18 protein-coding genes are annotated in these 17851 nt (G+C 42.0%); 14 read left to right on the top strand and 4 right to left on the bottom strand.

What is annotated here, in order from left to right; all coding sequences use genetic code 11:
* The first annotated feature begins 26 nt into the window (after positions 1-26).
* The 9 genes from mnmE to agaF all read left to right on the top strand — a co-directional run bounded on the left by mnmE (position 27) and on the right by agaF (position 10497).
* Positions 27-1385, top strand: coding sequence for a tRNA uridine-5-carboxymethylaminomethyl(34) synthesis GTPase MnmE (gene mnmE, locus L4F93_RS02395; RefSeq protein WP_250350954.1), 1359 nt, complete (start codon positions 27-29; stop codon positions 1383-1385).
* 180 nt (positions 1386-1565) lie between these two features.
* Positions 1566-2513, top strand: coding sequence for a bifunctional riboflavin kinase/FAD synthetase (ribF, locus tag L4F93_RS02390; protein ID WP_250350953.1), 948 nt, complete (start codon positions 1566-1568; stop codon positions 2511-2513).
* A 172-nt stretch (positions 2514-2685) separates the two neighbouring features.
* Positions 2686-5505 (top strand): isoleucine--tRNA ligase, encoded by a 2820-nt coding sequence (ileS, locus tag L4F93_RS02385; protein ID WP_250350952.1) that lies wholly within the window; start codon positions 2686-2688, stop codon positions 5503-5505.
* Between the two features lie 583 nt (positions 5506-6088).
* Complete coding sequence (lspA, locus tag L4F93_RS02380; protein ID WP_250350951.1) at positions 6089-6586, top strand: signal peptidase II; 498 nt, start codon at positions 6089-6091, stop codon at positions 6584-6586.
* Positions 6583-7527, top strand: a complete 945-nt coding sequence (gene ispH, locus L4F93_RS02375; RefSeq protein ID WP_250350950.1) for a 4-hydroxy-3-methylbut-2-enyl diphosphate reductase — start codon at positions 6583-6585, stop codon at positions 7525-7527. Before lspA ends, ispH begins: the two co-directional genes overlap by 4 nt.
* A gap of 375 nt (positions 7528-7902) precedes the next feature.
* Positions 7903-8376 (top strand): PTS N-acetylgalactosamine transporter subunit IIB, encoded by a 474-nt coding sequence (gene agaV / locus L4F93_RS02370; protein ID WP_250350949.1) that lies wholly within the window; start codon positions 7903-7905, stop codon positions 8374-8376.
* An 18-nt stretch (positions 8377-8394) separates the two neighbouring features.
* Complete coding sequence (agaW, locus tag L4F93_RS02365) at positions 8395-9171, top strand: PTS N-acetylgalactosamine transporter subunit IIC (protein ID WP_250350948.1); 777 nt, start codon at positions 8395-8397, stop codon at positions 9169-9171.
* Positions 9161-10003, top strand: a complete 843-nt coding sequence (gene agaE / locus L4F93_RS02360) for a PTS N-acetylgalactosamine transporter subunit IID (protein WP_250350947.1) — start codon at positions 9161-9163, stop codon at positions 10001-10003. Before agaW ends, agaE begins: the two co-directional genes overlap by 11 nt.
* 59 nt (positions 10004-10062) lie before the next feature.
* On the top strand, positions 10063-10497 hold the full coding sequence (gene agaF, locus L4F93_RS02355; protein WP_250350946.1) for a PTS galactosamine/N-acetylgalactosamine transporter subunit IIA: 435 nt from the start codon (positions 10063-10065) through the stop codon (positions 10495-10497).
* Positions 10498-10512: 15 nt separating this feature from the next.
* Here the strand turns inward: agaF and greB are convergent, their stop codons facing one another.
* The 3 genes from greB to L4F93_RS02340 are packed head-to-tail and all read right to left on the bottom strand — an operon-like array spanning position 10513 to position 11710.
* Positions 10513-10989, bottom strand: coding sequence for a transcription elongation factor GreB (gene greB, locus L4F93_RS02350; RefSeq protein ID WP_250350945.1), 477 nt, complete (start codon positions 10987-10989; stop codon positions 10513-10515).
* A 33-nt stretch (positions 10990-11022) separates the two neighbouring features.
* On the bottom strand, positions 11023-11442 hold the full coding sequence (locus L4F93_RS02345; RefSeq protein ID WP_250350944.1) for a type II toxin-antitoxin system VapC family toxin: 420 nt from the start codon (positions 11440-11442) through the stop codon (positions 11023-11025).
* A gap of 7 nt (positions 11443-11449) precedes the next feature.
* Positions 11450-11710 carry a type II toxin-antitoxin system Phd/YefM family antitoxin gene (locus L4F93_RS02340; protein WP_250350943.1) on the bottom strand — a complete coding sequence of 87 codons (261 nt, stop codon included), beginning with the start codon at positions 11708-11710 and terminating at the stop codon, positions 11450-11452.
* A gap of 160 nt (positions 11711-11870) precedes the next feature.
* Here L4F93_RS02340 and L4F93_RS02335 point away from each other — a divergent pair, with 160 nt between their 5' ends.
* Both L4F93_RS02335 and brnQ read left to right on the top strand, forming a co-directional pair.
* Positions 11871-14189 (top strand): Tex family protein, encoded by a 2319-nt coding sequence (locus L4F93_RS02335; protein WP_250350942.1) that lies wholly within the window; start codon positions 11871-11873, stop codon positions 14187-14189.
* Between the two features lie 12 nt (positions 14190-14201).
* Positions 14202-15524 (top strand): branched-chain amino acid transport system II carrier protein, encoded by a 1323-nt coding sequence (gene brnQ, locus L4F93_RS02330; protein WP_250350941.1) that lies wholly within the window; start codon positions 14202-14204, stop codon positions 15522-15524.
* A gap of 32 nt (positions 15525-15556) precedes the next feature.
* On the opposite strand, the gene glpE is transcribed toward brnQ, so the two are convergent.
* A complete protein-coding gene (glpE, locus tag L4F93_RS02325) occupies positions 15557-15892 on the bottom strand; it encodes a thiosulfate sulfurtransferase GlpE (RefSeq protein WP_250350940.1) in 336 nt (111 codons plus the stop codon).
* 130 nt (positions 15893-16022) lie between these two features.
* Here glpE and ubiA point away from each other — a divergent pair, with 130 nt between their 5' ends.
* The 3 genes from ubiA (at position 16023) to L4F93_RS02310 (ending at position 17825) form a co-directional block, all read left to right on the top strand.
* Positions 16023-16898: a 4-hydroxybenzoate octaprenyltransferase gene (ubiA, locus tag L4F93_RS02320; RefSeq protein ID WP_250350939.1), complete on the top strand. Its 876-nt coding sequence runs from the start codon at positions 16023-16025 to the stop codon at positions 16896-16898.
* Between the two features lie 82 nt (positions 16899-16980).
* Positions 16981-17505, top strand: a complete 525-nt coding sequence (gene hslV, locus L4F93_RS02315; RefSeq protein WP_017805350.1) for an ATP-dependent protease subunit HslV — start codon at positions 16981-16983, stop codon at positions 17503-17505.
* On the top strand, positions 17505-17825 hold the full coding sequence (locus L4F93_RS02310; protein ID WP_250350938.1) for a DMT family transporter: 321 nt from the start codon (positions 17505-17507) through the stop codon (positions 17823-17825). Before hslV ends, L4F93_RS02310 begins: the two co-directional genes overlap by 1 nt.
* Positions 17826-17851: the final 26 nt, after the last annotated feature.

The following is a 17851-nucleotide window of genomic DNA, read 5'->3' as shown; positions in this document are numbered from 1 at the left end:
AATTAAGTAAAGGTTCAAAAATAGCAATGTCAAAAGAAACCATAGTCGCCCAAGCTACGCCGATTGGACGTGGCGGTGTCGGTATTTTACGGGTATCAGGGCCGCTTGCCCAACAAGTAGCAGAAGCAGTGCTAGGCAAAAGCCTTAAGCCACGCGTAGCGAATTATTTACCGTTTAAAGATAGCGATGGCACAGTGTTAGACCAAGGGATCGCGCTATTTTTCAAAGCCCCAAATTCTTTCACTGGTGAAGATGTATTAGAGCTACAAGGCCACGGCGGACAGATTATTTTAGATCTCTTACTCAAACGCATTTTGCAAGTCAAAGGCGTGCGTTTGGCTCGCCCAGGGGAATTTTCTGAACAGGCGTTTTTGAATGATAAATTGGATCTCGCTCAAGCGGAAGCCATTGCCGATCTTATTGACGCGACCTCTGAACAAGCGGCGCGTTCTGCATTGAAATCCTTACAAGGGGAATTTTCTAATAAAATCAATCAGCTTGTTGATGATGTCATTTATCTACGCACCTATGTGGAAGCGGCGATAGATTTTCCTGATGAAGAAATTGATTTCTTGGCGGACGGAAAAATTGAAGCCAAATTGCGTGAAATTATTGCTCAACTTGCAGCTGTGCGAGCAGAAGCCAAGCAAGGGGCGATTTTGCGTGAAGGAATGAAAGTGGTGATCGCAGGGCGACCAAATGCAGGAAAATCTAGCCTACTCAATGCCCTTGCAGGACGTGAAGCGGCGATTGTTACCGACATTGCAGGCACAACTCGCGATGTGCTGCGTGAGCATATTCATATTGACGGAATGCCATTGCATATTATTGATACCGCCGGTTTGCGTGATGCCACCGATGAAGTGGAGCGTATTGGGATTCGTCGTGCGTGGGACGAAATTGAGCAAGCCGATCGCATTATTCTGATGTTAGACAGCACGGATAGCGAAGAAAATCTCGCCCAAGTGCGGTCAGAATTTTTAGCAAAATTGCCGAACAATATCCCTTTGACCATTGTGCGTAATAAAGCGGATTTAAGTGGGGAAGCGGAAACCATTCGCGAACAAAATGGACAAACCTCAATCAGCCTTTCGGCGAAAACACAAGTTGGGGTGGACTTACTGCGTGAACATCTCAAACAATCAATGGGCTATAACACCAGTACAGAAGGTGGTTTTCTTGCACGCCGTCGCCATTTAGAGGCTTTAGAACAAGCGGATGTTCACTTGCAAGCAGGACTCATTCAGCTGACCGAGTTTTATGCCGGTGAACTGCTCGCCGAAGAATTGCGAATGGTACAAAATCACCTGAGCGAAATCACAGGACAGTTTACCTCTGATGATCTGCTTGGCAATATTTTCAGTTCATTTTGTATTGGTAAATAAGTGAGTGAAAATCAAAGTGCGGTGTGATTTTGCCAATTTTTTAGCTGAAGTAACTTAGTGACAAAATGATAGCTAACACAAATTGGGTGAGCATTTCCTCACAGATAAGCCACAGAGGGCTTGAATAAATCAGCGCCATACGGTGTGTATGGCGAAAAATGAAAGAGTACGGAATTTTTAATGCAATTAATTCAAGGGTTAAAACAACTACCAGCCACTTTGCGACAGCAAGGCTGTGCCTTAACGATTGGTAATTTTGATGGGGTGCATTTAGGGCATCAGGCGGTGTTACGCCACTTGCGTGAAAAAGCCACCAGCCTTTCTTTACCAATGGTGGTGATGCTTTTTGAACCACAACCAAGCGAATATTTTATGGCAGATAACGCCCCGCCACGTTTGATGCGGTTGCGTGATAAATTGAGTGCATTGGCTGAATTAGGCGTAGATTATGTGATTCGCATAAAATTTGACCGCACTTTTGCCCAGCTTTCTGCTGAACAATTTATTCAACAATACTTGGTACAGAAACTCAATGTGAAATTTTTAAGTATTGGTGATGATTTCCGTTTTGGGGTTGGGCGTACAGGGGATTTTGCTCTGTTACAACAAGCGGGGGAGCAATACGGCTTCCGTGTAGAAGATAATTGCAGTTTTCGTTTAAATGAACAACGTATCAGTAGCACGGCGATTCGACAAGCCCTTGCCGATGATCATTTAGCCCTTGCCAAGCAGCTTTTGGGCAAGCCTTATTGCATTTATGGGCGTGTTGTACAAGGCAATAAACTAGGGCGAACTATTGGCTTTCCAACAGCAAATATTCGCTTACAACGCCAAGTTAATCCCGTGAAAGGGGTATATGCGGTAAGAGCTAAATTGCCTAATGGTACAGAATATGAAGGGGTGGCAAATATTGGACGTCGCCCGACCATTAATGGGATTAAACAATTGTTAGAGGTTCATCTGTTTGATTTTAAACAAGATATTTATGGACAGCCGCTTAAGGTGGAACTGTGTCATAAAATTCGTGATGAAGTCAAATTTCCCTCTTTTGAGGATCTTAAAGCACAAATTGTAAAAGATGTGGACGTGGCGAAGGCGTATTTTCGCCAAGCTAAAAGAACGAGCTAAAGGGCTTAATGTGCGGTAAAAAAGTTATCAAAAAATCACCGCACTTTCATTAGGGATTGAATCATAATTCCGCCATTCCTATTCTTTAATATTGTGTTATTTATGCGTATAATGCCAAAGTTATTGTGCATTTAATGCAAGATTTTATTTTATACAACGTGGAAAAAACAAAATGTCGAATGAAAACGTAGATTACAAAAATACGCTAAACCTGCCAGCAACAGGTTTTCCGATGCGTGGTGATCTGGCAAAACGTGAGCCAGCAATGCTAAAAAATTGGTATGAGAAAAAACTTTACGAAAAAATCAGACAATCTGCTCAAGGAAAAAAATCCTTTATTTTGCACGATGGGCCTCCTTATGCTAACGGCTCAATTCATATCGGGCACGCTGTAAATAAAATTCTGAAAGACATTATTGTAAAATCCAAAACCGCCGCAGGTTTTGACAGTCCTTATATCCCGGGATGGGATTGCCACGGCTTGCCGATTGAATTGAAAGTAGAAGGTTTGGTAGGGAAACCGGGCGAAAAAATTTCTGCTGCACAATTCCGCCAAGAATGCCGTAACTATGCCCGTGAACAAGTGGAAGGGCAAAAGAAAGATTTTATCCGTCTAGGCGTCTTGGGCGATTGGGATAATCCTTATTTAACAATGAATTATGACACTGAGGCCAATATCATTCGCACGCTGGCTAAGGTGGTCGAAAACGGGCATCTTTACAAAGGCTATAAACCTGTGCATTGGTGTTTGGATTGTGCTTCTTCTTTGGCAGAAGCCGAAGTGGAATATGAAGATAAGACTTCCCCGTCTATCTATGTAACATTCCCTGCAACGGATGAAAGTGCGGTGCTAAATAAATTTAATTTAATCCAAGCAGGTAGCGGTGAAGTAGCGGCAGTGATTTGGACAACCACCCCTTGGACATTGCCATCAAACCGTGCCATTGCAGTGAATGCAGAGCTGGTTTATCAATTATTACAATTTGGCAATAAGCGTTTAATTTTAGCGAAAGCATTGGTCGAAAGCGTGCAAAAAGCCTTAGGTGAAGAAAACGTGAAGGTGCTAGGTGAAGCAAAAGGGGCTGACTTAGAACTTCTCCGTTTTAACCACCCGTTCTATGAGTATAGTGTGCCAGTGATTTTAGGCGATCACGTTACCACCGATGGCGGTACAGGTTTAGTGCATACCGCACCAGATCACGGTCAAGACGACTATTTGGTTGGCTTGAAATATGGTTTAGAAATGGCGGCATTAATTAATGATGCAGGCGTATTTAAAGCTGAAACGCCATTTTTTGCGGGTAAAGGCGTGTTTGAAAGCAATGATTTGGTTATTGAAAAACTTACAGAAACAGGTAACTTATTGAAATTAGAAAAAATTCGTCATAGTTATCCGCATTGCTGGCGACACAAAACGCCAATTATTTTCCGTGCGACACCGCAATGGTTTATTGGAATGGAAACAAATGGCTTACGTCCGCAAGCGTTAAGCGAAATCAAAAAAGTACGTTGGATTCCAGATTGGGGGCAAGCGCGTATCGAAACAATGGTGGAAAACCGCCCAGATTGGTGTATCTCTCGTCAGCGTACTTGGGGTGTGCCAATGGCGTTATTTATCCATAAAACCACAGAAGAATTGCACCCTCGCACACTTGAACTTATTGAGCAAGTTGCGCAACTCGTGGAACAATCAGGCATTCAAGCGTGGTGGGATCTGGATCCAAAAGATTTGCTTGGTGAAGATGCTGAACATTATAAAAAAGTGCCAGATACCCTTGATGTTTGGTTTGATTCAGGAGCAACGTATTCTTCGGTTGTGAAAGCACGTCCAGAATTTAATGGGCAGGAAGCCGATATGTATTTAGAAGGCTCGGATCAGCACCGTGGCTGGTTTATGTCATCATTAATGCTTTCAACGGCAACGGATAACAAAGCCCCTTATAAGCAGGTACTAACCCACGGTTTCACCGTTGATGGCAAAGGGCGTAAAATGTCTAAATCTATCGGTAACATTGTTACCCCACAAGAAGTGATGGATAAATTTGGTGGCGATATTTTACGTTTATGGGTGGCTTCAACGGATTATACAGGGGAAATGTCTGTTTCAGACGAAATCTTAAAACGTGCAGCCGATAGTTATCGCCGTATTCGTAATACCGCACGTTTCCTTTTGGCGAACTTAAATGGTTTTGATCCGAAACGTGATTTAGTGAAACCAGAGGAAATGATCGTGCTAGATCGTTGGGCGGTGGATTGTGCTTTAAATGCACAAAAAGAAATCCAAGAAGCGTATGATAATTATCAATTCCACGCTGTTGTTCAGCGTTTAATGAAATTCTGTTCCATTGAAATGGGATCGTTTTATTTAGATATTATCAAAGATCGTCAATACACCACCAAAGCGGACAGCCTTGCACGTCGTAGCTGTCAAACAGCCTTATGGCATATTGCCGAGGCGTTGGTTCGTTGGATTGCGCCAATTTTATCTTTCACTGCCGATGAAATCTGGCAATATATCCCGGGTGAACGTGCGGAATTTGTGTTTACAGAGGAATTCTATAACGGCTTATTCCCATTAAACGCAGAAGAAACAATGAATGATGCCTATTGGCAACAAGTGTTGAAATTGCGTGATGAAGTAAACCGTGTGTTAGAGCAAGCCCGTGCAGATAAAACCATTGGTGCCGCATTGGAAGCGGAAGTAACCCTTTATGCCAACGATGAATACGCGAAGATCTTATCGCAACTTGAAAATGAATTGCGTTTCGTCTTAATCACGTCAAAAGCTCAAGTCAAACCATTGGCTGAAGCCGATGTTGAAGGGGGCGAGGTAGAAGGCTTTAAGGTGAAAGTGGTGCGTTCTGCAAATGAAAAATGCCCACGCTGTTGGCACTATTCTGATACCATTGGTACAAACCCAGCACACCCGACGCTGTGTTCGCGATGTGTTGAAAATGTCGATGGCAAAGGCGAAGTCAGACGTTTTGCGTAAAAATTCATAAAAATTCCACCGCACTTTGATTTGCTGAAATCATAAAGTGCGGTGATTTTTTCGCAAATTTTTATTTAACATAATTGAATTTGTAGGGCGAGTTGATCCGTCCGCCCTGTTGCTATTCAAATCGGGCGCACACATAGGTGCGCCTCTACATTTGGAAACTACGATTTATATTAAATTTGTAGGGGCGGACCGATGTGTCAGCCGGTGTCGATATCCAAATTGGGCGCACACATAGGTGCATCCCTACATTTGGAAACTACGATTTATATTAAATTTGTAGGGGCGGACCAATGTGTCCGCCGGTGTCGATATCCAAATTGGGCGCACACATAGGTGTGCCCCTACATTTGGAAACTATGATTTATATTAAATTTGTAGGGGCGGATCGATGTGTCCGCCGGTGTCGATATTCAAATTGGGTGCACACATAGGTGCATCCCTACATTTGGAAACTACGATTTATATTAAATTTGTAGGGGCGGACCAATGTGTCCGCCCGTGTCGATAGCCCAGCTGAACGCACGTATAGGTGCGTTCCTACATTTGTAAACAATCTACATTTTGGAGCAAATAGATGTCAAAATCTAAATCAGGTTTATTATTTCTCTGGCTAAGTGCAGTGGCGTTTTGTTTAGATTTATTGACTAAATATTTCGTGGTCAGTCATTTTGAGCTATATGAAAGTATCCACATTTTGCCTATTTTTAACCTGACCTATGTGCGAAATTATGGTGCGGCATTTAGTTTTTTAGCGGATCATTCAGGTTGGCAGAAAAGTTTTTTTATCTTACTTGCCATTGGGATTTCCGTAATACTCACGGTTTTCTTAGCAAAAAATAAAGCGAGCCAACGCTTACAAAATACCGCCTATGCGTTAATTATTGGTGGGGCATTAGCCAATATGACTGATCGGGCTTATCACGGCTTTGTGGTGGATTTTTTTGATTTCTACTGGCAACAATGGCATTATCCCGTGTTTAATGTAGCGGATATTGCTATTTGTATTGGCGCGGCATTGCTTGCTATTGATGCGATTAAAAATAATGAGAAAAAAACGGAGAAAGCCAAGTGAAAATTATTTTAGCCAATCCACGTGGTTTTTGTGCTGGGGTAGATCGTGCAATTAGCATTGTCGAATTAGCCTTAGAAATTCACGGTGCGCCGATTTATGTGCGCCACGAAGTGGTACATAACCGCTTTGTGGTTAATGGATTGCGTGAACGTGGCGCCGTGTTTGTAGAAGAATTAGATGAAGTGCCAGATGGTGCTATCGTCATTTTTTCTGCCCACGGCGTTTCTCAAGCTGTTCGTCAAGAAGCCAAAAGACGTGCATTGAAAGTCTTTGATGCGACTTGTCCGTTAGTAACCAAAGTGCATATGCAAGTGGCACGAGCTAGCCGAAAAGGCACTAAAGCTGTGCTAATCGGACACGAAGGCCACCCAGAAGTAGAAGGTACAATGGGGCAATATGATAATGCAGAAGGCGGAATTTATTTGGTGGAAGATGTGGAAGATATAGCAAAATTAGCCTTAACAAAGGATGATGACATCACTTTTATGACGCAAACCACCCTTTCTATTGATGATACCAGTGAAGTGATCGCCGCGTTGAAAGAGAAATATCCCGCTATTCAAGGACCGCGTAAAAATGATATTTGTTATGCCACCACCAATCGCCAACAAGCGGTAAGAGAATTAGCTAAGATGGCGGATTTAGTCATCGTAGTTGGCTCAAAAAACTCTTCAAATTCCAACCGCTTAGCAGAACTTGCCACAAGAATGGGGGTAACGGCTCAATTGATTGATGATGCTAATGATATTGACATTGCTTGGCTCAAAGAGGTCTCCACCATAGGCATTACCGCCGGCGCTTCTGCGCCAGAAGTGCTAGTGCAATCTGTGGTAAATCGCTTAAAAGAACTAGGTGTAACGCAAGTAGAAGAGCTACAAGGCTGCGAAGAAAACACCGTGTTTGAAGTACCAAAAGAGCTGCGAATTAAAGAGGTGCATTGATCCTCAATCCGTTACGAAACCACTTATAGGATAAGTGGTTTTTTTATCGCTAATCAAAATTAAGAATAATACCCTTGCTTTCTTATTATCGTTAGTTGAAATCATTATTTCATATCAGTTGTAACTTATTGTCTTATTTATTTGAAAGGTAAGTGATGTGTATTTTGCGTATAATCTATGTGCTTGTCTTTTTTCTTTTTATTATTCTATTTTAAAATGAGACCGCATAAGCTGATTTTTATGATGCTAATGTTCCTTACTATACGATAAAAATATTTTTAGATCTTCATCACACTTCCTTATTTTGTTCTTTGCATTTCCTATTTTTTAGGCGTAAAAAGAAGATACTCAGAATGAGTTATCAAGGAGTGTACTATGCCAAATATTGTGTTAAATCGAATTGATGAGCGTTTAATCCACGGGCAGGTTGGGGTGCAGTGGGTTGGTTTTGCGGGAGCTAATTTGGTGCTGGTTGCTAATGATGAAGTGGCCGAAGATCCAATGCAACAAAACCTAATGGAAATGGTATTAGCGGAAGGGATCGATGTGCGTTTTTGGCCATTACAAAAGGTGATTGATAATATCCATCGCGCAGCGGATAGGCAAAAAATCTTGCTTGTGTGCAAAACACCGAGTGATTTTTTAACCTTAGTGCAAGGTGGGGTACCCATTGACAAAATCAACGTAGGCAATATGCATTATGAGGAGGGCAAAACGCAGATCCATAAAACCGTATCCGTAAATGAGAAAGATAGAGCGGCATTTGAACAGCTACGTCAGCTTGGTGTGCAGTGTTTTATCCAAGGTGTACCAACCGAAGAGGCAATAGATTTATTTAAATTATTGTAAGAAAGAAGAGAGGAAACGATGGAAATTGGACTTTTACAGGCACTCTTATTGGGTGTACTCGCATTTTTTGCAGGTCTTGACCTCTATAATGGTTTAACACATTTTCATAGACCCGTTGTATTAGGACCTATTGTAGGGGCGATTTTAGGGGATTTGCAAACAGGGATCTTAGTTGGCGGTACCCTCGAATTAGTCTGGATGGGGCTTGCACCATTGGCAGGTGCGCAACCACCCAATGTGATTATCGGCACTATTGTGGGAACTGCATTTGCCATCACGACGAAAACCGATCCGAAAGTTGCGGTTGGTGTGGCAGTGCCTTTTGCTATTGCGGTACAAATGGGAATCACCTTTCTGTTCTCTGTTATGTCAGCGGTGATGTCTCGTTGTGATCAAATGGCGGAAGAAGCGAATCTCAAAGGCATTGATTATGTGAACTACCTTGGTTTGTTAGTGCTAGGTACGTTCTATTTCTTCTGTGCGTTCTTGCCAACTTACTTTGGCGCGGAATATGCAGGGAAAATCATTGCAATGTTGCCAAAAGAAGTGATTGACGGCTTGGGTGTTGCTGGAGGCATTATGCCGGCCATCGGGTTTGCAGTATTGATGAAAATTATGATGAAAAATGCCTATATCCCTTATTTTATTCTCGGTTTTGTGGGGGCAGCTTGGCTTAAGCTTCCTGTGTTAGCGATTGCTGCTGCAGCGGTTGCAATGGCTCTTATTGACTATATGCGTAAGGGGAATACTGAAACGAAAGCAACGCCAAAAGAGGAGTTTCAAGATGGAATCTAAAGCACGTCAAAACGTACAAAATGATAATGTGTACGAAGATCAAACAATGGGAAAAGAACTGACTAAAGCTGATATTAATACGATGGCGTGGCGTTCTTTATTACTTCAAGCCTCTTTCAATTATGAGCGTATGCAAGCAGCAGGTTGGTTATATGGAATTAGCCCTGCATTGAAAAAAATTCATACTAACAAAGCGGATTTAAGTAAGGCAATGAAAGGGCATTTGGGCTTTTTTAATACCCATCCATTCCTTGTTACGTTCGTTATGGGAATTGTGCTGGCAATGGAGCGCTCCAAACAGGAAGTAAACGCGATTCAAAGTACAAAAATTGCAGTGGGTGCGCCCTTAGGCGGCATTGGGGATGCCTTATTTTGGTTTACCTTGCTACCCATTTGTGGCGGGATCGGTGCAAGCCTTGCTTTACAAGGTTCGATCCTTGGAGCGATTTTCTTCTTTGTCGTATTCAATATCGTGCATTTCGGTTTACGTTTTGGTTTAGCACACTATGCCTACAAAATGGGGGTAGCAGCTATTCCAACCATTAAAGCTAACACGAAAAAAGTGTCGCACGCCGCATCAATGATTGGTATGACTGTGATTGGGGCATTAGTTGCCACTTACATTCGTTTCCAAACTAGCGCAGAAATCACCGCAGGCGATGCCGTGGTGAAAGTGCAAGCGGATGTGCTTGATAAACTTATGCCAGCTTTCTTGCCGTTGGTGTACACCTTATTGATGTACTACTTGGTGAAACGTAATTGGTCGCCATTACGCTTAATTATTCTCACCGTAGTTATTGGTATTGGCGGACGTTTTGCGGGTATCTTATAAAATGAGTGATGACAAATGCCGAGTATTTGCTCGGCATTTTTTATCAATAAGGAGAAAAAATGACAATCTTGATCGTGAGTGGACACGGACATTTCGCCACAGGACTACAAAGCGCGTTGGAACAAATTATCGGGCAATATCCCAATGTGGCATTTTTTGATTTTGATGATAAGCAAATCACGCCCGAACAGCTACATCAAAACATCGCACAATATCTCATAGCGGAAAATGCAAGTGCGGTACTTTTTTGCTGTGATATTTTAGGTGGCACACCATTTCGTCAATGTGCAATGATTGCCCAACAGTTTGAGCGCACAGAAGTTATTGTTGGCACGAATTTACAAATGTTGATTGAAACCATAATGGCAAAGGATGAACTGACATTTCCAGAATTGGTGGCGCAAGCCCTAGCCAGTGCAAATCAAGGCATCACGACCCTTTCAGCACAACAAAAAATAAAAAGAACGGCTTGCGTAGAAAATGAGGGGATTTGATGAGGGGATTTGAGGCTATATCTCATACCAAATTTTATTCACAAATAATGTTACCAAGCCCGATGGTGTATGGACTTTCACTTCATCATCGACTTCTTTGCCAATCAACGCGCGGGCTACGGGGCTGTCGATGGAAATCCAATTCTTAGCTGGATCAAATTCATCGCAGCCCACAATACGGTATTGACTTTCCTCGCCATTTTCATTTTCAAGGCTAACCCAAGCACCAAAAAAAATTTTGCCTTCTTGTCTTGGGTGATAATCTACAATCTGCAACACTTCTAAACGTTTTGTCAAAAAACGCACACGGCGATCAATTTCACGTAAACGGCGTTTACCATAAATATATTCGGCATTTTCACTACGATCGCCTAACGCAGCGGCATCAGAAACCGCTTGAGTAACTTTTGGGCGCTCTTCTTTCCATAGAAATTTTAATTCTTGATCTAATTTATTCCAGCCACTGCGTGTGATGTAGTTTGATTTTGGCATTTTGCTATTCCTTTACCTTTGAATGGATAAAACTTATTTATCAAATGGATTCAATAATTTTACGCCCATACGCGAGAAATCTGCGGTATTTCGTGTAACTAGCGTCAGACCATATTGAATAGCGCTGGCAGCAATCCAAGCGTCATTCTCAGGACAATGATCGGGAATGTGTAAGGTAGCACAAATTTTCGCTGTTTTATCATTAAGATGAAGGATACGATTTGAAAAGCCTGTCTTTATCGTATGTTCAAACCATTGACGGAGTATTTTTCCTTGCCAAGGATCTTTACGTTCTTTGGCTAAAATGCCACGTTCCAATTCCATCATTACGATAATATTCGTATAAATTTGTTGTTCATTAATTTCAGATAACCAATTAATGACCCCTTGGTTTGCTTTACCACTTTTAATTTTACGAATTTCACTTAATACATTGGTGTCAATAAAATACATTTTTCCCTCATTCATCAAACTCAAGCGGCGTGCGTTGCTTTATTGAACGAGGTGGAATGTCTAACTCAATATCCGCCTCATCTTGTGGCGTTAATGCCTCTAAAGCATTACGGGGAGAATGAGATTGCAACATTTTCTGGTAATCTGCATAGCTCATTAGTACATAAGTGGGTTCACCGCGATTTGTTACAATAACAGGCGCGATTTGTGCTGCTTTTTGTGCCTGATTGAGATGCTGGTTAAATTCTCGGCTAGTCATAATCGTCATTTTTATTTCCTTATAGCAACGTTTCTACAATTTAGTGTAAAAGTAAAAAAATAACAAGAAAAATTGTAGGCTAACTTTATGAGCAAAGAAACATTTGAGCAAAGCCCATAAAACCAGTATCCTATGGCGAATTTTTACTTTTACTAATGAATAAACGCCAATGTTAAATCAACAAATTTCACAGATCATTGCCGCTGAATTAACGGTGCAACCACAGCAAATTCTTGCTGCCATTCAATTATTAGATGAAGGCAATACCATTCCTTTTATTGCTCGTTATCGTAAAGAGGTTACTGGTGGCTTAGATGACACTCAATTACGCCATTTTGAAACGCGCTTGATTTATTTGCGTGAGTTAGAAGATCGCCGTCAAACGATTTTAAAATCTATTGAAGAACAGGGCAAATTAACGGACGAATTACGCAACCAAATCCAACAAACTCAAAGCAAGACGGAGTTAGAAGATTTATATTTGCCGTACAAGCCGAAACGCCGTACCAAAGGGCAAATCGCCATTGAAGCAGGGCTTGAACCGCTGGCTGATCGTTTATGGAATGATCCAAACCAAGATCCTGAAACCGTAGCAAGCGCTTATATTGATGCGGAAAAAGGCTTTGCCGATAGCAAGGCGGTATTAGACGGCGCACGTTATATTTTAATGGAACGCTTTGCGGAAGATGCCCAATTATTGGCGAAAGTGCGTCAGTATTTACAACAAAGTGCGGTGTTAATTTCTAAAGTTTTAGAGGGCAAAGAACAAGAAGGCGAAAAATTCCAAGATTATTTTGAGCACCAAGAGCTTTGGCATAATGTGCCTTCTCACCGCGCTTTGGCAATGTTCCGTGGACGCAATGAAGGCATTTTACAGTTAAGTTTAAATGCGGATCCCGAACAAGAAGAAGGGGCGCGTCAAAGTTATTGCGAGGAAATTATTCGTCAGCATCTGGGCGTACATTTTAACCAACAGCCAGCGGACAAATGGCGTGAGCAGGTGATAAGCTGGACGTGGCGGATTAAGGTTTCACTCCATTTAGAAACGGAATTAATGAGCCAATTGCGTGAAAAAGCAGAAGATGAGGCAATCAATGTATTTGCTCGAAATCTTACCGCACTTTTAATGGCGGCACCAGCCGGAGCAAAAAACACAATGGGGCTAGATCCCGGTTTGCGAACAGGGGTAAAAGTGGCGGTTGTGGATAATACGGGTAAATTATTGGCAACGGATACGGTTTATCCACACACAGGACAAACGGCAGCAGCAATGGCAAGCCTTTATCAATTAATCGAACGCCATAATGTGGAACTGATTGCTATTGGTAATGGTACGGCATCAAGAGAAACGGAGCGTTTTGCTAAAGAGGTGGTAAAACAAATCTCAGGGCAAAAACCACAAACGGTAGTCGTCAGTGAAGCGGGGGCTTCCGTGTATTCTGCATCAGAATTAGCCGCACAAGAATTTCCACAGCTTGATGTGTCTTTACGGGGGGCGGTGTCTATTGCGCGCCGTTTGCAAGATCCATTGGCAGAATTAGTGAAAATTGAGCCGAAAGCCATTGGCGTGGGGCAATACCAGCACGATGTCAATCAAACTCAACTGGCGCGTAAATTAGATGCGGTGGTGGAAGATTGTGTAAATGCGGTGGGCGTGGATCTCAATACCGCCTCTGTACCGTTGCTTTCTCGCGTGGCAGGAATGACCAAAACGCTCGCGCAAAATATCGTGCAATTTCGTGATGAAAATGGCCGTTTTGAAAACCGCGAAGAGCTGAAAAAAGTTTCTCGTTTAGGGCCAAAAGCCTTTGAACAATGCGCAGGCTTTATGCGTATTTCAGCTGGGCAAAATCCTCTTGATGCGTCAGGTGTTCACCCAGAAACCTATCCCGTGGTGGAAAAAATCTTGCAAGCAACTCAGCAATCTATTCAAGATTTAATGGGCAACGCCAGTGCGATTCGTCAGTTAGATGCAAAACAATTTATTGATGAACAATTTGGTTTACCAACAGTGCAAGATATTTTCAAAGAATTAGAAAAACCGGGACGTGATCCGCGTGGCGAGTTTAAAACGGCCACCTTTATGGACGGTGTGGAAGAAATCAGTGATTTGAAAGCAGGAATGATCCTTGAAGGCACGGTAACTAATGTAACCAATTTTGGGGCGTTTGTGGATATTGGTGTTCATCAAGATGGGCTTGTGCATATTTCTTCGCTTTCCAATAAATTTGTTGAAGATCCGCACGATGTGGTGAAAACCGGTGATATTGTAAAAGTGAAAGTCTTGGAAGTGGATGTGGCCCGCAAGCGTATCGCCTTAACGATGCGTTTAGATGAACAAGCAGGGGATAAAGCAGAAAATAATGAAAAAAATCACCGCACTTTAGCGGCAAAAAATCCTCGTAGTCCACAGCTACAGCGTAAACCACAAAATAATAGTGCAATGGGTAATGCCTTTGCCGATGCGTTGAAAAACTGGAAAAAATAAAGGAAAAGTTGAATGACAAAAAATACCTTTATTATTGGGTTTATGCTTTTTGCGATTTTTTTTGGTGCGGGAAATCTGATTTTCCCGCCTAAATTAGGCTTTGAAACAGGAACGGCATTTTTGCCTTCTATTTCAGGCTTTGTGCTAACTGGTGTGGGCTTGCCATTGCTTGGTATTATTGTGAGCGCTTTTTACCGTGGTGGATATATTGTGGCATTAAGGCAAATTCATCCGTGGTTTTCTGTACTGTTTTTGGTTTCCATTTCCCTTGCAGTTGGGCCTTTTTTTGCTGGACCAAGAACCGGCGCAATGTCTTATGAAATGGTGATGATTCCCTTTCTTAAAGAAGCCGATAGCCTTTCTCAATTGTTATTTACGTTTGTATATTTTATGCTCAGCTTATGGTTGAGCCTAAATCCGTCTAAAATGGTGGAGCGTATTGGCTCTATTCTCACGCCAGTATTGTTGCTTGCGATAATTGCTTTAGTGGTAAAAGCGGGGATAATGCTGGTTGGGAAAACACCTTTGCCAATGCCGACTGTTGCAAGTCATACGGATTTCTTCAATGGAGCAATTAACGGCTATTTAACGATGGATGCATTGGCTTCTATCGCATTTTCTACGATGGTGTTAGGGGCGATCAAATCCAGTGCGGTAAAAACCGTTTCATTACAAAAACAAACCATTTTTGCCGCAATAATCGCCGGTATTGCCTTAGCATTGATTTACATTTCCCTTGGCTGGGTAGGCAATAACTTAATGATTAGCCCTGACGTGCTGGCACAGTTACAGCAAAATAAGCAGGATCTTGGTACTTATATTTTAAATCAGGTTACGACAATGGCTTTTGGTGAGCTAGGACGAATGGTGCTGAATATCATTGTATCGTTGGCTTGTTTGACTACCGCGGTAGGGCTGTGTGCTTCGGTTAGTAGTTATTTTCACCAACAATTTCCGCGATTTTCTTACCGCACTTATGCTATCTTATTTTGTCTGATTAGCTTTGTAATCGCCAATCTTGGGTTGAAAGAAGTGATTGGGCTTTCTTTGCCTGTGTTGATGATTTTATACCCTATTACCATTACGGTGATTTTGCTGTTGCTACTGAATTTATTTTTGCCAATGCCGATCTTGGCTCACCGCTTAGCGATTGGTTTGGTGACATTTGTGTCGATTTTATCCGTGCTAGGTTCAGGCAAAATTGATTTGCTCGACCAACTTCCACTTAAGCCTTATTCCATCGAATGGCTACCTTTTGCATTGGTGGGCTTGGTGGCAGGATATTTGTTAGCTAAATCAAAAGAAAAAGTGATTTTTCCGATTAAATCAGAATAAACAGAAGGCGGTATTTCCGCCTTTTTTCTTGCTTAACTTTCTGATACAGCTTCGCCTTCTAGCGGTAAATCAGCTTGTTCCCACCCCATAAAGCCACCCTGCATACTATATACGTTATCGTAGCCTTGCTCGATAAGAAACGCCCCCACATTGCGGCTGCTGATACCGTGATAACAGCTCACGATGATAGGATCATCATAATCCACTTTTTGTTGAAATTCGCCATAGCTTTGATTCGTCAAATGAAAAGCCCCTTTTGGGTGGCTATGGGTAAAACGAGGGAAATCGCGAATATCCACCAACGTGGCATTTTCTTCATTCATCATTTGCCAAGCTTGCTGTGGTGTGATTTCTTTAAGTGCGGTCATTTTTTTCCTTGTTTTTGGCGGTAAATAAAAGAATAAAACGCTATCTTATTGATATAGATCAATTTGTTCAAGACCTTTTCCCTTTTTTCAAGTAAAATAACCGCACTTTTGATTTAGCTAATTTAGGACTATGCCACAACTTTCGGAAAAACTGACTGCTTACGCACAATTAATGCGTTTTGACAAACCCATTGGCACATTATTGTTATTGTGGCCAACACTTTGGGCATTGTTTTTGGCAGAGAAAAGCATTCCGCCGGTTTCGGTGTTAATCGTTTTTGTCCTTGGCGTCATCATTATGCGTGCCGCTGGTTGTGTGATCAATGATTATGCCGATCGTCATATTGATGGCAAAGTGAAACGCACGTCACAACGCCCTTTGGCAACAGGAAAAGTCAGCGAGAAAGAGGCGAAATTACTTTTTGCAGGGCTTATTTTCTGCGCTTTTATTTTGGTGCTATTTTTGAATTACTACGCGATTGGTTTGTCCTTTATTGCCGTCTTGTTAGCCTTTATTTATCCCTTTATGAAGCGTTATACCCATCTTCCCCAGTTTTTCTTAGGGGCGGCTTTCGGCTGGTCTATTCCAATGGCTTATGGCGCATTAATTGAACAACTTCCTTTGGAATGTTGGTTATTATTTATTGCCAATCTTGCTTGGACAGTGGCTTATGACACCCAATATGCAATGGTGGATCGTGATGACGATTTACGAATTGGGGTGAAATCCACGGCGATCTTATTTGCGCAATATGACAATAAAATCATTGCATTATTGCAATCTATTGCTTTGGGGCTGTTGGTTATTATCGGCTACCAATCTCATTTGCATTACAGCTATTTTATTGTACTTGCGCTAACCGCACTGCTTTTTATTTATCAATGTAAACTCACCCGTCATCGTCGTCGTGAAGACTGCTTTAACGCCTTTCTTAATAATAATTATGTGGGATTAGGCATTTTTCTTGCTTTTCTTATGGGAATAGCTGGGACAGCATTTTTCTAAAAGAAATACAGATTATTATCTTGAAATTTAAATTTTTGCCCTAATTTTATAGCCATCTCTTTTAGCTAAAAAAGGAAAAAGTATGACCACAATAGTAAGTGTCCGTCGCAACGGGAAAGTTGTTGTCGGTGGCGATGGCCAAGTCTCTCTCGGCAATACGGTAATGAAAGGCAATGCCCGTAAAGTTCGCCGTTTATATAATAACAAAGTGTTAGCAGGATTTGCTGGAGGAACAGCAGATGCCTTTACCTTATTTGAATTATTTGAGCGTAAATTGGAAATGCACCAAGGGCATTTACTAAAAAGTGCGGTGGAATTAGCGAAAGATTGGCGGACAGATCGTGCGTTACGCAAGTTAGAAGCGATGCTTATTGTCGCCGATGAAAAAGAAAGTTTAATTATTACGGGGATTGGTGATGTGGTTCAGCCAGAAGAAGATCAAATTCTGGCGATTGGTTCAGGCGGCAATTATGCGATGTCTGCGGCACGTGCGTTAGTACAAAACACCGATCTTTCTGCCCGTGAAATCGTAGAAAAATCACTCAAAATTGCTGGCGATATTTGCGTTTATACCAACACAAATTTCACCATTGAAGAATTGCCATAATGGCGTGGCTTTATTTAGTTTGTGCCGGCTTGCTTGAAATTGGCTGGCCAATTGGACTAAAAATGGCCACTCAACCCAATAAAGTGGTGCTAGGTTCATTACTTGCCGTTGTTTTTATGGTAGGCAGTGGATTATTACTTTACCTTGCACAACGGACTATCCCAATGGGAACCGCCTATGCGGTATGGACAGGAATCGGTGCTGCTGGTGCGTTTATCGTTGGCGTGCTTTGTTGCAATGATGCACTCACATTTTGGCGAGCATTGGGAGCAATAATGATTGTAAGTGGTGTTATTGTACTTAAATTAGCATCACATTAATTCCATTTATTCATACTATAAATGGC

The sequence above is a fragment of the Avibacterium sp. 20-132 genome, assembly GCF_023611925.1.
Taxonomy (GTDB): domain Bacteria; phylum Pseudomonadota; class Gammaproteobacteria; order Enterobacterales; family Pasteurellaceae; genus Avibacterium.
Note: the sequence above shows the minus strand (reverse complement) of the source record. Positions and strands in the feature narration are given on the sequence as shown.

Excerpts from the sequence above, each read along its gene's own strand:
- hslV (WP_017805350.1), top strand. The coding sequence starts at position 16,981 with ATGACCACAATAGTAAGTGTCCGTCGCAACGGGAAAGTTGTTGTCGGT.
- agaE (WP_250350947.1), top strand. The coding sequence starts at position 9,161 with ATGGAATCTAAAGCACGTCAAAACGTACAAAATGATAATGTGTACGAA.
- mnmE (WP_250350954.1), top strand. The coding sequence starts at position 27 with ATGTCAAAAGAAACCATAGTCGCCCAAGCTACGCCGATTGGACGTGGC.
- greB (WP_250350945.1), bottom strand. The coding sequence starts at position 10,989 with ATGCCAAAATCAAACTACATCACACGCAGTGGCTGGAATAAATTAGAT.
- ubiA (WP_250350939.1), top strand. The coding sequence starts at position 16,023 with ATGCCACAACTTTCGGAAAAACTGACTGCTTACGCACAATTAATGCGT.
- L4F93_RS02310 (WP_250350938.1), top strand. The coding sequence starts at position 17,505 with ATGGCGTGGCTTTATTTAGTTTGTGCCGGCTTGCTTGAAATTGGCTGG.
- L4F93_RS02340 (WP_250350943.1), bottom strand. The coding sequence starts at position 11,710 with ATGACGATTATGACTAGCCGAGAATTTAACCAGCATCTCAATCAGGCA.
- brnQ (WP_250350941.1), top strand. The coding sequence starts at position 14,202 with ATGACAAAAAATACCTTTATTATTGGGTTTATGCTTTTTGCGATTTTT.
- agaV (WP_250350949.1), top strand. The coding sequence starts at position 7,903 with ATGCCAAATATTGTGTTAAATCGAATTGATGAGCGTTTAATCCACGGG.
- agaW (WP_250350948.1), top strand. The coding sequence starts at position 8,395 with ATGGAAATTGGACTTTTACAGGCACTCTTATTGGGTGTACTCGCATTT.
- agaF (WP_250350946.1), top strand. The coding sequence starts at position 10,063 with ATGACAATCTTGATCGTGAGTGGACACGGACATTTCGCCACAGGACTA.
- glpE (WP_250350940.1), bottom strand. The coding sequence starts at position 15,892 with ATGACCGCACTTAAAGAAATCACACCACAGCAAGCTTGGCAAATGATG.
- ileS (WP_250350952.1), top strand. The coding sequence starts at position 2,686 with ATGTCGAATGAAAACGTAGATTACAAAAATACGCTAAACCTGCCAGCA.
- lspA (WP_250350951.1), top strand. The coding sequence starts at position 6,089 with ATGTCAAAATCTAAATCAGGTTTATTATTTCTCTGGCTAAGTGCAGTG.
- L4F93_RS02345 (WP_250350944.1), bottom strand. The coding sequence starts at position 11,442 with ATGTATTTTATTGACACCAATGTATTAAGTGAAATTCGTAAAATTAAA.
- ribF (WP_250350953.1), top strand. The coding sequence starts at position 1,566 with ATGCAATTAATTCAAGGGTTAAAACAACTACCAGCCACTTTGCGACAG.
- L4F93_RS02335 (WP_250350942.1), top strand. The coding sequence starts at position 11,871 with ATGTTAAATCAACAAATTTCACAGATCATTGCCGCTGAATTAACGGTG.